The organism is Martelella mediterranea (genome assembly GCF_021021415.1).
GTDB classification, from domain to species: Bacteria; Pseudomonadota; Alphaproteobacteria; order Rhizobiales; family Rhizobiaceae; genus Martelella; species Martelella mediterranea_C.
Window position 1 is genome coordinate 1 of sequence record NZ_JAINWJ010000074.1, and the last position, 13,221, is coordinate 13,221.

The 13,221-nt window shown below is 51.5% G+C and carries 11 protein-coding genes and 1 pseudogene; 1 reads left to right on the plus strand and 11 read right to left on the minus strand.

The features are described 5' to 3' along the window. Positions 1 to 258: transposase (locus K7H91_RS24770; protein WP_230722838.1), on the minus strand; the 258-nt coding region annotated here is incomplete at its 3' end. A 65-nt stretch (positions 259 to 323) separates the two neighbouring features. Between K7H91_RS24770 and K7H91_RS24775 the strand changes: the two are divergent. Further along, positions 324 to 500, plus strand: a pseudogene (locus K7H91_RS24775) (ATP-binding protein); the annotation flags it as partial. An 83-nt stretch (positions 501 to 583) separates the two neighbouring features. Here K7H91_RS24775 and K7H91_RS24780 read toward each other — a convergent pair. From K7H91_RS24780 to K7H91_RS24825, 10 genes are all read right to left on the minus strand, one after another. Next, complete coding sequence (locus tag K7H91_RS24780) at positions 584 to 3,013, minus strand: glycosyltransferase (RefSeq protein ID WP_230722839.1); 2,430 nt, start codon at positions 3,011 to 3,013, stop codon at positions 584 to 586. Positions 3,014 to 3,229: 216 nt separating this feature from the next. Then, positions 3,230 to 4,387: an AGE family epimerase/isomerase gene (locus K7H91_RS24785; protein ID WP_230722840.1), complete on the minus strand. Its 1,158-nt coding sequence runs from the start codon at positions 4,385 to 4,387 to the stop codon at positions 3,230 to 3,232. Between the two features lie 101 nt (positions 4,388 to 4,488). Then, positions 4,489 to 5,412 (minus strand): GDP-L-fucose synthase family protein, encoded by a 924-nt coding sequence (locus K7H91_RS24790; RefSeq protein WP_230722841.1) that lies wholly within the window; start codon positions 5,410 to 5,412, stop codon positions 4,489 to 4,491. A gap of 30 nt (positions 5,413 to 5,442) precedes the next feature. Then, positions 5,443 to 6,453: a GDP-mannose 4,6-dehydratase gene (locus K7H91_RS24795; RefSeq protein ID WP_269066514.1), complete on the minus strand. Its 1,011-nt coding sequence runs from the start codon at positions 6,451 to 6,453 to the stop codon at positions 5,443 to 5,445. Positions 6,454 to 6,527: 74 nt separating this feature from the next. Next, positions 6,528 to 7,526 carry a hypothetical protein gene (locus K7H91_RS24800; RefSeq protein WP_230722843.1) on the minus strand — a complete coding sequence of 333 codons (999 nt, stop codon included), beginning with the start codon at positions 7,524 to 7,526 and terminating at the stop codon, positions 6,528 to 6,530. Positions 7,527 to 7,615: 89 nt separating this feature from the next. Beyond that, entirely contained in the window at positions 7,616 to 9,316 is a 1,701-nt protein-coding gene (locus K7H91_RS24805) for a hypothetical protein (RefSeq protein WP_230722844.1), read from the minus strand. A 307-nt stretch (positions 9,317 to 9,623) separates the two neighbouring features. After that, positions 9,624 to 10,721: a sulfotransferase family 2 domain-containing protein gene (locus tag K7H91_RS24810; protein WP_230722845.1), complete on the minus strand. Its 1,098-nt coding sequence runs from the start codon at positions 10,719 to 10,721 to the stop codon at positions 9,624 to 9,626. A 127-nt stretch (positions 10,722 to 10,848) separates the two neighbouring features. Continuing rightward, complete coding sequence (locus K7H91_RS24815) at positions 10,849 to 12,087, minus strand: HAD-IIIA family hydrolase (protein WP_230722846.1); 1,239 nt, start codon at positions 12,085 to 12,087, stop codon at positions 10,849 to 10,851. Further along, entirely contained in the window at positions 12,069 to 12,671 is a 603-nt protein-coding gene (locus K7H91_RS24820) for a D-sedoheptulose-7-phosphate isomerase (protein WP_230722847.1), read from the minus strand. The genes K7H91_RS24815 and K7H91_RS24820 overlap by 19 nt, the downstream gene beginning before the upstream one ends. A gap of 99 nt (positions 12,672 to 12,770) precedes the next feature. Beyond that, a partial coding sequence (locus K7H91_RS24825; protein ID WP_330166043.1) for a GtrA family protein occupies positions 12,771 to 13,221 on the minus strand: 451 nt, incomplete at its 5' end.

Below are 13,221 nucleotides of genomic sequence, written 5' to 3' on the forward strand. Positions count from 1 at the left end.
GAAACGCCCCAAACTGTTCAGACAAACCGAGCCACCTCTCAGATCCGCAACGATCCGTTTCAGTTTCGCATTCTCATCTTCCAAAGCCTTCAGCCGGCGCATCTCGTCAGGCAGCAGACCTGCATATTTTTTCTTCCAGTTGAAATAGGTCGCCTGACTGATCCCGGCCTTGCGGCAAATCTCCGCCACAGGCACACCGTCATCACCCTGCTTCAGAATAAACGCCTTCTGGGCGTCTGAAAACTTCGATGCCTTCATCGCTTCCACTCCTTCTCCCAGCCAGGAAAATACCGCGGAAAACTCCAACATCAAACGATCCAGTTTTCAGGGCGCAGAGCACCGTCTTTGGGGACCCCAAAATGACGACCGCGCTCCTCGATCGTCTGACCCATCGATGTCACATCATGGAGACTGGAAACGACAGCTTCCGCTTCAAAGCCAGTGCCGCCGTAGCGGCGCGGAAAAAGAGGGAGGGCAATGATGTCTTGACCCAAGCCTGACCACCGAAACATAACCTCAAGCTGGGTCAGTTCTCGATGGAAAACCCGGGTCACTTCTGGGTGGAAATCAACATCCGGTAATTCTACCGATGGTCGTATATGTATCTCCTGAAGGTTATGCAGCGGATCATATCTTCGGCTTTGGTCGGCGAGGTGTATTCATCGTATGCCTTTTTAAAGAGATCGTAAACATCGGCATCTAAGCTCTTCAAGAGTGTCATGACATCAGCCAAAAGGCTTTCATCACGATATAGATCGACGATATCGTGTTTCAGGTTGAAGAACAATTCGGTCGGCCCAACCTCGGCAAGCAATGATAGCTGTACCCTTACGATAATATGCTCTGCGTAGCTCCGGGCTATTTTGGTCTTTACGCGAGCCGTCTGCGGGTGTCGACGAAAATGATTCAGGTTTTCGGCGAGATACGCGATCGATCCATACTGCATTGCTCTACCAACAAAAAGCCAGTCTCCGGCGAGGCGATACTTCTTGATATCCTGGCCGAAGGCCTTCTGGAACGTGTCGGTCTTCACCAAAAGGCTACTCATGTTTGGAACAACCATGCCTCTCGCCTGGAACTCTTTAAGCTCGTATTTGCCGTCCACGGCAAAGCTTCGCCGCCATCTGGTCGGGTGGAACACCGATGGGAAATATCGGTCCGCAGTTGTTTCGATAATATTGTTGTCTGCATCTATAATCAAAGAACCACAATAGGCCATGTTGATATCTGGTCGTGTCCTCATGGTCTTTACCAGCTTTGGTACCAGCGTGCGGTCGCAGGAATCGTCGCTCTCGCAGATCCAGATCAGATCCTCGGCGGTGTTCTTTGCCGCATATTCCCAAGCACTGAATGGAGTTCCGCTATTCTTTTCATTGCGGATGTATTCGAACTCGACTTCTTCCTGCAGTTTGCGGATCACAGCCTCCGAATTGTCGTCCGAGCAGTCGTCAATTACCGTGATCCGAAGCTTGTCATAGTCCTGGTCAGCAATGCTTCGGATACGCTGTTCTATATAGTTGCCATGCTGATAAGAGGGCACAATGGCATGAACGCTCGGTAGTCCTTGGGCTGAAATTGACGCGGGGATCGCATAGGTACGCTTAATCTCAGGCCACTTTGATTCCCAACCATAGTATTGCTTGCAGACGTCATAAGCGGCCCGGCCCATTTGATCACGGCGTTCGCTGTCTTTAAGCAATTCCACAACATAAGCGGCAAACTGGCGGGGGTCTTCGCTAACCAATATCGAGTGCCCGTGTTCGTATTTAAGACCATTGGCAGAAATCGGTGTAGCAACCGTAGGCAGGCCTAGATGCGCATATTGGTTGACCTTCCCTCGAAAGCCGGCGCCGGACAAGGCCGGCGCTATTCCAACAGCAGCATGACCGATCTCGGGCCCAACCCGATCCACCTCACCGACATAGGAAACGCATGGTCGCGGTTTCGCGAGAATATCAGAAACGTTCCCCCGGCCGACGATGCGGAAATCATAGTCCCCGAATTCGTCGATGACATGAGGGTGCACTTCGTCCAGATACCAACGCAGGGCATCGCGGTTGGTGTTTGAGCCGAAGTAGGCGATGAAGCATACTGCGTTGCGGGACCGATTAGCCGCGTCCGATTCTAAAAACTCGATTGATGATACACCAGTTTCGATGGAAGTGATCGTGTCGATCCCAACCGATTCCGCAATACAGTCGGCATCAATCCGGGACACGCAGACGACCTCGTCAACCAGTCGGCAGATCTGGGCCTCAAGTTTGGCATCGGCTTCATCGAGCTCTGCTTCTGGAATGCTGGGTACGCCGCGCTTCAGACATTCAGTGCGAATAAGGCTCTCCATCGGCGTGAAAATCAGTCGGTCGCCGATCTCGCGATACGCCTTGATGGTTTCTATCGGCTGTGGGAATTGGAAATCGACAACATCAAAATGGCGAACGGATCCTGACTTTTTACGATACTGAGCGATGGAGAAATCATAATTGTCGGCATAGACGACCCTGTCGACGAGCGCGTGGGCCTCTCCTCCCCCGCCCAGCAGCGACTTGTTGAAGCTCACAAAAAGCTCAATATAAACCTTGCTGTTGCGGCTCTTGATGACTTCAATCATGTCCAGAATGCGAAGTCCGCCCGCGTGCCGGGTGGTCGGCATGTGGGTGCTGACGATCAAAATTGAGTGGCACTCGCGGTCCAGGTGACGGTCCACTGCGATATGATTTTCCTCGACAGCGAGCCCAAGCCTGCGCATTGCCTCCTTTTCGGAGAATGTTGCGGGCTCTTGGTACTCTTCGGTCCCCTCGACCATGACTGCAGCCGCCAGCTTCTGATCGTTGCTTGTTCGTTTGGCGAGAGATCGGCTGAAACGTCGCTTCGAGCGTTCGCTCAGCCATGGACACATCAACGCCAACTTCAGTGCGGCGATCTGGACTCGCTGACCGAAACTCGGTCGGGCGACATTGAGGCGGGACTTTCGAGCCTTCAACTCTGCCTTGCGTCTCGATATGGAAGTCATGAAGCGCTCTTTTCGGCGCTTTGACAGAAAGGGAAGTAAACGCGCGGCTCTGAGAGAAGCGATCTTGATTTTTAACAGCAAAGTTGGGGTGTTAGTGTATCTTGTCATCTATCCGGATCGTTTCCATTGAACAGGGCGGTCGTCTCGGAGGTGATCCGTTGAAAATCTACAGGCCTTGGCGGACTTTTGAGTTATTTCAATCAACTGGTTTTACCCTCAAAGCACCTGGAGTCTCGCTTGACTTTCGGCAAATGTGATCAGTTCGCAATAGCTGTTTACAATGTGGTAAAGCGAACTGGCAGGAGCATTTTCCGGCTCAAATGAACCGTCTACCTTTATTTTGTCGTACCATATAGCGCGATCATTCGGGTCCAGATACTTCTGAAGCCCATCGAAAGCCTCGCAGATGGCGAGAACTTCTTCTTCGCCGCCAAGGCGCCGCGATCGTGCAATCGCAGCCTTCATCCGCTCGGTTTGAGGCCATAACCGACCGCGGCTCTCGCGAACGGAACCGTCGGTGTAAACTTCGTTGATCGTGATCCCGCGATTATGATCAAGTCCGTGAAGCCTGGCAAAGGAGGTGAGGTGATCGGAAATGTCGGTCCCTCGACCACCAAGCTGCTCAAAGAGCCATGCCCACTCGAAGCAGTGACCGGGCTCGACAACCTTACCTGTTTCCGCATAAGGCTTAAGATCATTGTCGAAATACTCGATCAGCGCGCCGCTGTCAGGATCGATGAAACAAGCCTCGGCGAGCGCCGCCAGTTCCTCGGCCAAATCCCGCCAATACACATTCTCTGTTGCTTGTAGCATCGCTAGCGAAGCTTCAAAAAGGTGCATGTGGGGATTTTGCCGTCGCGGTGGCGTAGTTGCAATCTCGCCCTCGCGAAAGCCGCCCGCAGGATGACGCCAATTCGCGGAAAGCGTTTCCATGAGCTCATAAGCCGCCTCGAAGAGATTGGGGCGATCAAGTATCTTGCCCGCATGCGCAAACATGAAAATCATAAATGCTTGATCATAGAGGTCTGCTCTGGAATCTGCGACCGAACCATCAAGCGCAAATTTGTGGATGTAGAATCCGTCTGCACGTCTTCCATTTCGCAGAATGTGTTCAAGAGCCTTGCTGGATCGGTCGCGCCAATTGCCGTCCCAGCCCAAAGCTCCGATGCTGAGAAACGAATAGATTGACCGTGCCTGAACGAACAGACGATGATCACACAGATCAGGTGCCCCCGAGCGGAGTATCCGCTCGGGGAACATGTCACTTCCCATGATCGCTGGGTCGATCCATCGCGGAGCAGCTTCCTGAAAAAGCCATGCGCGCGCCACGTCTGCGCAGCCGTTCAGTCGTTTGCCAAGGCTGTTTCCAACCATTTGGAACTCCGGTCAAATGCTAGTGGGGTCAAACATTCAAAGCTCTGTTGATCATACATTTCCTCTTCGGGAACTCGGCAATTCCGGGTTCCCGTTCCTGTTTAGTCGTGATTTTTGCAATACCAATCCCAGGTCTCTTTGAGGCCCTGTTCGATGGTGTAGTGGCAGCTGAAGCCGGCCGAAGTGATTTTGGTCAGATCGTAGGCGCGATAATCCTGGCCGTTCGGTTTGGACGCATCCCACTGTATCCTGTCCGAGAGGTCGGTAATCTCGCCAAGGGTTTCAACAATCTCCCGAATCGCGAACACCCGACCGCTTCCGATATTGGTAGCGCCTTCGATATCGTGCATGATGAGGCTGGCGACCCGAGCCGTATCCTTGACGTACATGAAGTCGCGCTGGGCGGATCCATCGCCCCAAACCACGACCGGCCCCCCGGTTACCATTGCCTGATGGAACTTCTTGATGAGTGATGGAACAACATGCCCGAATTCTGTGTCGAATTTGTCGCGGGCACCAAAAAGATTGCACGAAACGACATAGGCCCATTTCAGCCCATAACTTTCCTCGTAGGCTTCAAGCATGGCAAGCATGGCACGTTTTGCATGCGCATAGGCGCTTTCTGAACCGTGCGGTCTGCCCATAAAGATCATATCCTCTTTAAGAAGCGGGCCCGGTGACGGGAAGGGGTAGACTGCTCCAGTTCCCATAACCGTGATCTTTTCGACAGACGAAAGATGCGACGCCTCAACGACATTGGTGTTGATGATCACGTTATCTCGAAATGAAAGCGCCTGGTTCTTCATGTTGCCCATGATGCCGTAGACTCGGGCAGCGGCATGAAAGACATATTTCGGCTTGTGTGACTCGAACGCTGATACGGTCGCCTGACGATCAGTAAGGTCGCAGTCTTCCCGTCCCAGAGCAACGACGTTCTCGTAACCTTCGGAGCGAAGGTGTTCCACCAGTGCAGAGCCGACAAGCCCGCGAGCGCCGGTGACCAGAATGGTTTCGTCTTTTTTCATAACTTTTCCAAACTAGAATGTATCGCTCGATCAGCGGGAAAGGAAGGAATGGCTTGAGCCGACCCGCTCGCGCCAATATTCGAGAAGATCTTCCATGGTCTGGTCGAAGGAAATTTCAGGTTTCCAACCAGTATGGTTCTGAAACTTCTGGGTGTTTGGCACCTGTAGGTCCGCATCGATCGGCCTCAGGCGGTCGGGATCCATTTCGACCTTGATGTTCTTGCAAGTCGACTTCGAAAGCAGCGTGTCTAGCATGTCCCGAACCGAGCAGGTGTACGTCCCGCCAATGTTGTAATAGGCACCCGGTGTCGGGTTGACAGTGACCAGCATGTAGTAGGCACGTACTGCATCACGGACATCGGCCCAGGTCCGAAGAGAATCAAGATTGCCGACATTCACGACCGGTGGCAATTTATTGTGCTCTATCATGGCAATTTGCTTCGCAAAGGTCGACTCGGCGAAGACGTCGCCGCGGCGCGGACCTGTATGCGTGAACATGCGGGTGGTCATCACGGTCATGCCATAGGCTTCAGCATAGTAACGACCGACCAGGTCTGTTCCAACCTTTGAAATTGCGTAGGGCGAAGCCGGGTGGAAGCTACATTCCTCATCGATTGGAAGCTTTTCCTTCGGCACCCTGCCGAAGACTTCCGAAGAGGCGCAGACGTGAACTACGGCTTCGGGCGCATATTTGCGCAGTGCGCCGAGAACACGCTCAGTCCCCTGAATGTTAGTGTCCATCGTATCCAGCGGTGCGGTGAACGAAGTTTTGGGATAGCTCTGCGCTGCCAGATGGAAGACGTAGTCGGGTTTTGCTTCCTTGATAGCATTGTCGATCGACATCGTATCGCGCAGGTCGGCATAATGAAGCCGGAAACGATCTTTCTGGTTTATGCGATCAATATGGGCGGACAGGTTGTCGAGAGGGCTGCGCCAACGCAGCATGCCGTGAATTTCCCAATCCGTGTTCTCGAGGAGATAGTCGGCAAGATGGGAACCGACCATGCCTGTGATTCCCGTAATAAAGGCTCGCTTAACCATAGAACTAACTTTCTTTTGTCGTCTGTTGTTGCGGAAACATGCCGCCTCGGAAGACGTAGATTGATGTCCGGCGCTCACGCAAAACCATGAACGATGCTCGCACCATTGTCTTCAGTCGATATCTTGACGAAATTCTTTTCGCCAAAACGCTCACGTAGCTTTGCCTGGACATGATCCGGCGCGAGGAACAGCATAAAGCCACCACCGCCTGCCCCGCAGAGTTTCCCACCATAAGCACCAAGTGACATTGCGGTGTCGTAAATATCATCGATATGCGTTGAGGAGACTGCGGGCGAAAGGCTTCTCTTTGTCATCCAGCCTTCGCTAAGTAGTTTGCCGACGTCTGTCAACGCTCGCTGAGAGTTGGTGCCTTCAAGAATACGCACACCTTCCTCGCAAAGTTCGAAGAGATGCCCAAGTTCTTTGACGATTTTGCGCTCACGGGTATTGCTGATCTGGGTCTCCAGGGTTTGCGAAGCGGAACGCTGCATGCCGGTGTAGATAAGACACATCGAGGCGTTGACCGCATCCCTGCAATCTGTCGTCATGCGGAGGGGTTGAAGCGAGAAATCATTTCCATGGAATCGGTAATGATTGAGCCCGCCAAATGAAGCATGCGCCTGATCCTGGATACCGCAGTTTTCATGCAGAAGTTCAGTTTCAACCCGAATAGCCTCACGCATAAGGTCCAGCTTGGTAATCGAGCGCCCCTGAAGATGCGAGATGAGCTTTACAAAGCCGACTGTAAATGACGAAGAAGAGCCAAGGCCAGATCCTCCAGGCAAGTCCGAGATGATGGCAATATTCAGCGGACCATCATACTGCTTATCTTGCAGGACGGCACGAATAACATTGTGTTTGATATCAGAAACATTGTCGACAGTTTCGACATTGCGATAGGTGACCCGATACTTTGTTTCCGCTACACCTGCCATCGGCAAGGTGACGATATAAATGAACTTATCTATTGCAGTACCGAGTACGGCTCCCGGAAATTCTTGAAAGTATTCCGGGTAGTCTGTCCCTCCACCGAATAAGCTCACGCGCAAGGGGGTTTTCGAAATTGTCAGCATTCCAAGAAGTCTCCAGTCGGGTTTGGTTACCGGTTGTTGCGCTGCGGACAAGGGCAGCAAGACGGTAATTCGCCCGTTCTCAACGGGGATTATCGTATTGAGTCAGGCAACTGAATAAAGCAATTATAGGTATCGCTTGCCAATGTAATCTGGTCGCCAGCTTCTCCAACCTGGAACAAACCCTTGACCCAGGTAGCATTCGTTTCAGGATTCTGAAACGGCGCGAACACTGACCGTTCTGTCAATGCATATCCCAGGACAATTCCGTCCGAAGATAGCACAGTAAATCGTTCAGGGTAGCGGACCAGTTTCGGCGAGAACAAGACCCCGCTTATCGCTGCATATTCGGGCTGCTCAGCAACCAGCCGGAAGGTGTCTTCCCGAAGAATGCACTCGGCCGCCCCCTCCAGCGCGCCGGCATGGTGAGACCCAAGTTTTTCCCGCAACCCTTCGTAAAGTGGAAGACCGAAGATCGAGCTTCTCAGCTCGCGAGCACGTTCGCTTAACTCGAATAGGTCCTCGGTATCAGGGTAAATAAAACCAATAGACCGCCGGTCGGGCACTCCCAGCTCGACAGCGAGAGCGCCGACATTCTGGTCAAGTCGTGGCCAAGCATAAAGCGGCGCTATCGCCTTAAATTGGTAGCTCGATAGCCCTATCGTGAGAAGTGCCATAAAACCGTAGACAACGCGCCGATATTTTCGATCACTTCTGAGATTAAACCACAGCAAAAGCGAAAAAAGGGACCAAATGAATAAAACATTGGTCATATAGCGGCTTTCAACAGCTTGATCCGCGCCGAAATCATACCGGCCCGTCGCAATAGCTGCGATCGTGATGGTTGAATAACATATCGCCGCTGCCAGCAGTACGCCTATTTGACGTGTTTCAGCTTTTACAATCAGTCTGATTCCCATGATCACCAATCCGAGAGCGATTGCAAAACCGCAGAGCAAGGCGGCCGACATCCGTTCTTCGCCCAAGACATAGAAAACGGGAGATCCGAGCTGAGTGAATATGAATGTAAAGACAAACCGAGGGTGATCCAGAAGAGTTCCAAGAAAAGGGGTTTCATATTCGGTCTTGGAGTAACCGGCAAAGAAAAGGGCCAGCACTATCGCCGTCGCCGCTAAACAAATGAGAACCCTTTTAGTGGAAAGCCGCCACACCAAGGACAAGACGACCATCAAGGGAAGCGCTAGTATGCCATTCATCATGGTGAAAGCTGAGCAGAACCCCAACACGATCGCCGACATGAAGAGCCGGTTCGATTGCTTGGGAGCAGTCGTTGACGCTCCCGCATGGTAGAGCAGCAGAAACGACGTGGCCGGCAAAAGAATAGTGGCGTACATCTGGCTCTGGTAAGCCCATATGATGTTCCTCCATTGAATCCAGGAAAAGCTGATCACGCAGATCAGCATCAGTATTCCAAAATCCATCGGATTACGCCAACTGAACCGTGGCGCGAGGCGCATAACGGACCAGAACCAGACCGGGATCAGGGCCATGAGAAGAAAATCTACGCAAAAGAGAAATATGTTTATGCCGCCAAAAAACTGTTGGTCAAGGTAAAAAAGGATATTCGAGAAAACAAGCCTATGGCTCATATGCTGTTCCCAGAATGCGCTGTAGACACCGCCATGAATTTCCGAATAAAAATACACAATTCCTGGCCACATATCCCAAAATGGAACCGGCGTATAGTTCCGCAACATGCCAAAAGCGGCTGCTGCAGCAAAAGCGAACGCGATAGCAGCACCAAGCGTGCGAGAGATGACAGAAGTCGACAATGGGAAATCCTCTTTGTACTTACTTATCTCTGTTCGTTAGACACCGAGCGAGCTACAGCTAGGCTGGGAAGGGGCGTTTGCCTACGAGGCCCCTCTCTCATGACCAAACACCTTAAGCAAGACGTTCCTAAGTGTCTGTCCAAAAATGGGCTATCGGAGCGTGTCGCCTTTGCAGGGGGAGAGTCTCTGTCTCGATTTTCGACACTCTCGCCACGGCTCGCGTCAACCTGAGGACATAAATCGGCGCTTAACGCGAATTCTTGAGCAGACACTAAGAGAAAAATGGACAAACGTCAGGCAACCTCACCTAGCGAGGACTTTTCTCTTTGATACTATCTCTTTCGACTATTAGATTGTGCACGGTTTCCTTCAGAATCTGGCACGCTTCCTCTAAATTCTCTGCATGTTCACCCAGCGTGCGTAAACGTTCTTTAAGAGCATCTCTTTCCGTGATCAGAGAATCCACAGTCCCTTTAAGCGTTGCCAGTGCATCTCTTTCTTCTATCACAGATTCCAAAGTCTGTCGCAGAGTGGCGACAACCTTGTTTTTTTCATTCATTTCATCAATCAACCGACGATAGCCATCGCGATACAGCGTGAGTAGCGCAACTTTCTCCTTAAGTTCCGTAGCCTCTTTTTTAGCACCGGAAAGCGGCTGCGCCGATTCACAATTGTCATCGGACTTCTCGAGCTTTGCGACCGACACTCCGAAATCGAACTTTTCGTAATCCTTCCAGAATAGTTTTTGAACTTTTTTTCGAGATAAGTCTGGAACGATGAATCGTGACAATTCACTCGATGAAGCCTGTGCGTGGAAGTTAAATGGCCTGTCAATCTTCAAGCTATCACGAAGGACCTTGATCACCTCTTCCAAGTTTTCGAAATACCCAACATAGTCGAGCTCCTCGTCCAGTATATTTCCATATAGTGTTCCTTTTTCGTGCGACGGTCGCGCGACCTCGGAACGTTCAAAAAAACGCCAGTCATATTCAACGACGACGCCTTGCCTTTGATAAATGCTCAAGTATCGTTCGAGATCGAGCTCGTCGTCATCGCCACGATTCACGAGGGAAATCTCAGGAAATCTGAGCAACGATTTCATGCGCGCTACTGGTTCACGTACAATTGAAAACTTGAAGTAGTCGTCCCAATATGGAGCATATTTCTGCCGAGCGGTTGAGGCGGTCAGGTGTTTACTCTGAGGGGAAATTTCCCACCAGTCTCTACCCACGATCCATTCTTCGACACTCGTGCCGGCCGTGCCTTGGATGTGCACGAAAATGCATTTGTGCTCATGACAAATCACTTCACATTCTCCTTGAGCGCTGCAACCTTCGGCGAGCGCGATCCGCGGGTACTGGATTTTTTGATGAGATTGGTCTATGTCGCTGCCGAGACCAAACACTCAGTGCATCTTCCCCATCGCAATACTCAGTTCGGCAAACTTTGCAATCGCCCAACTTTCCAGCAAGCTTTCTTGAGTTGCAATTGCGGATAAACCACAACAACCTGTTTCCCCAAATCGAGCCGCTTCAGTTTGAACGCAGTCTGTCGATTTCTTGCGCCACCAGCGTCAGAAGCGACCCTCCCGAATAGTAGACCCCGCGAATACCGGCGGCCTCAGCGGCCGCGATATCAGAAGCGGCATTGCCAACCATCAGGCTTCCATCCTTTTCCACCGGATAGGTCGCCATCAAATCGAGAAGCATACCAGGAGCAGGCTTACGCCTCTGGCTATCTTGCCTGTAGTAATCAACGATGGCCTCCGGATGATGAGGGCACCACTCAAACGCGTCGATATGGGCACCGATCTCAAAAAGCGAAGATTGCATCGCCCGATGGAAGTCGACGACAGCATTTTCTGAGTAAAGTCCGCGCGCGACGCCAGCCTGGTTTGTGACGACGAAAACATAATAGCCAGCTTCGTTGGCAAATTTGATCGCTTCTCTGGCTCCCTCGATCCACACAAGATCGCTGACTTTGTGTGTATAGCCTTTATCGTGATTCAAAGTGCCATCGCGATCAAGGAACAGTGCAGGACGGCGACGGGCCTCCCATAGCTCTGACTGAGCCCGGGAATAACTTTCTGGAACACCGATATCGATAAAGTAGCTACCTTTGGGGGCCATGTGCGCGGTGACGCGACCAGCGGCCACCAAAGGCATCAATACATCATTCTCAAGCGAGGCAACGCTATCAGCTGGAACCGCCTCCACGATTTCCCTGCTCATGCAGTATACGCCTGCGTTAATATAGCCTGGACGGTTTCTGGCCAATGCGTCTTTCTCTCGGAAGGCTACGACTGTAGGGCCTTCACACTCGATGCCACCAAACCGGGCCATATCATCCACATATTGTAGCAAAATCTGAACAGAAGAGGAGTCTGATGACTGCCTGTCCCTTTCCCAAGCGAACATGAAATCAGTCAGGTCGGCGTCGACCCAAGTATCCCCGTTCAACAAAAGGAACGTTTCTGAAAGTTCCTCCAGAGCAAATCGGAGCGCGCCGCCGGTACCAAGGGGTGAGGGCTCAATAAGAACCCGCAGCCGCGCGCCGAACATGTCAACACCGTCATAAGCCTCTTTGACCTGCTCGCCGAAGCGACCCGCTAACAGAAGGATCTCGGTGATGCCGTGCCGGGCGACCTCTTGAATGAGTGTGTCCAGAAACGGCTTTCCGTTGACTGTAAGCATGGGCTTTGGCGTTGAAGCCGTTAAAGATCCCAGCCGCGTACCAAGGCCACCACAAAGTATTACTGCTTGGATTGACAAAGCTCTGCCTCAACGAACGCACAAATCAAATGACCGATTGCAATATGAACTTCCTGAATATGATTGGTTTGGCCGTGGGGAACGGCTATCAAGACGTCTGAGATCTCTTTCATTTTGCCTCCCCCTTGCCCGGTTAGCCCAATCGTAGAGAGTCCCAGCGAACGAGCCAAATTAAACGCCTCAATCACATTTGTGCTATTGCCGCTTGTAGACAGCCCGAAAACAACATCCCCCTTCTGTGCAATGCCGCGGAGCTGACGGGAGAACACTTTGTCGAAACCATAATCATTGCCGATTGCGGTCAATGCAGACGTATCAACTGTGAGGGAAAGTGCCGGAAGAGGTTCTCTGTCGATCAGAAAACGTCCCATCAGCTCAGCGGCCAAATGTTGGGCATCAGCAGCAGAGCCACCATTCCCGCAAAAAATTATCTTGCCGCCATTTCGCAAGGCCGAGACACAGAGCTCCGATGCCCGCACAACTTCCGGGGCTAGCACCCGGGAAGCACGTATAGCTTTTTCGGTCTCAGAAAAATAGGCCAGAACCTCGTTCTGACGTCCCAAATGCTCAATGGGCTCATCCATATCTACCATCTCTGACTTTGATCATTTTAACCACGCACAACGCCTCCCATACGCTGACAAATGCATGTTGTATACCGCTCTAAATTTAAATTTGATCACTCAAGTTTTTGAGAATGTGAAATACTTGTGAAGAAAATAACTTGTGACGGTTGGGCTCAAAACGCCAATGGCATGAGCTATCAACTCCGCATGGGCGAACATCCCAATTCGCGGGAGCAGGTAGTCGGCAAGACCGACACTAATCGCCCATATCTGCAAAAGGGCCAGAAGATTCACCAAACCAAAACGAACATACTCTCGAGACACCTGTCGGCCTGACTTTTCAAAAGCAAAGCGTCGCATCAGGGTGTAGGCGGTCGTCATACCAAACAAATAAGCAATGACGATCGCTCCTGAATAACTCATGACATATGAAAGCAAGATACGCGAAACTATATTGACGACTGCAGCAATGCCACCGGCCGCCAAAAATGTAATGAAAGGGGTGACCTTTATTTTCATTGTATTATTTAGAGCCGGATTCAAAAGTTCATGACGGGAAACAATATCG

What these genes read in the sequence shown, in the direction of transcription:
- K7H91_RS24820 (WP_230722847.1), bottom strand. Translation starts at nt 12,671, where the DNA reads ATGGATGAGCCCATTGAGCATTTGGGACGTCAGAACGAGGTTCTGGCC.
- K7H91_RS24800 (WP_230722843.1), bottom strand. Translation starts at nt 7,526, where the DNA reads ATGCTGACAATTTCGAAAACCCCCTTGCGCGTGAGCTTATTCGGTGGA.
- K7H91_RS24795 (WP_269066514.1), bottom strand. Translation starts at nt 6,453, where the DNA reads ATGGTTAAGCGAGCCTTTATTACGGGAATCACAGGCATGGTCGGTTCC.
- K7H91_RS24790 (WP_230722841.1), bottom strand. Translation starts at nt 5,412, where the DNA reads ATGAAAAAAGACGAAACCATTCTGGTCACCGGCGCTCGCGGGCTTGTC.
- K7H91_RS24780 (WP_230722839.1), bottom strand. Translation starts at nt 3,013, where the DNA reads ATGACTTCCATATCGAGACGCAAGGCAGAGTTGAAGGCTCGAAAGTCC.
- K7H91_RS24785 (WP_230722840.1), bottom strand. Translation starts at nt 4,387, where the DNA reads ATGGTTGGAAACAGCCTTGGCAAACGACTGAACGGCTGCGCAGACGTG.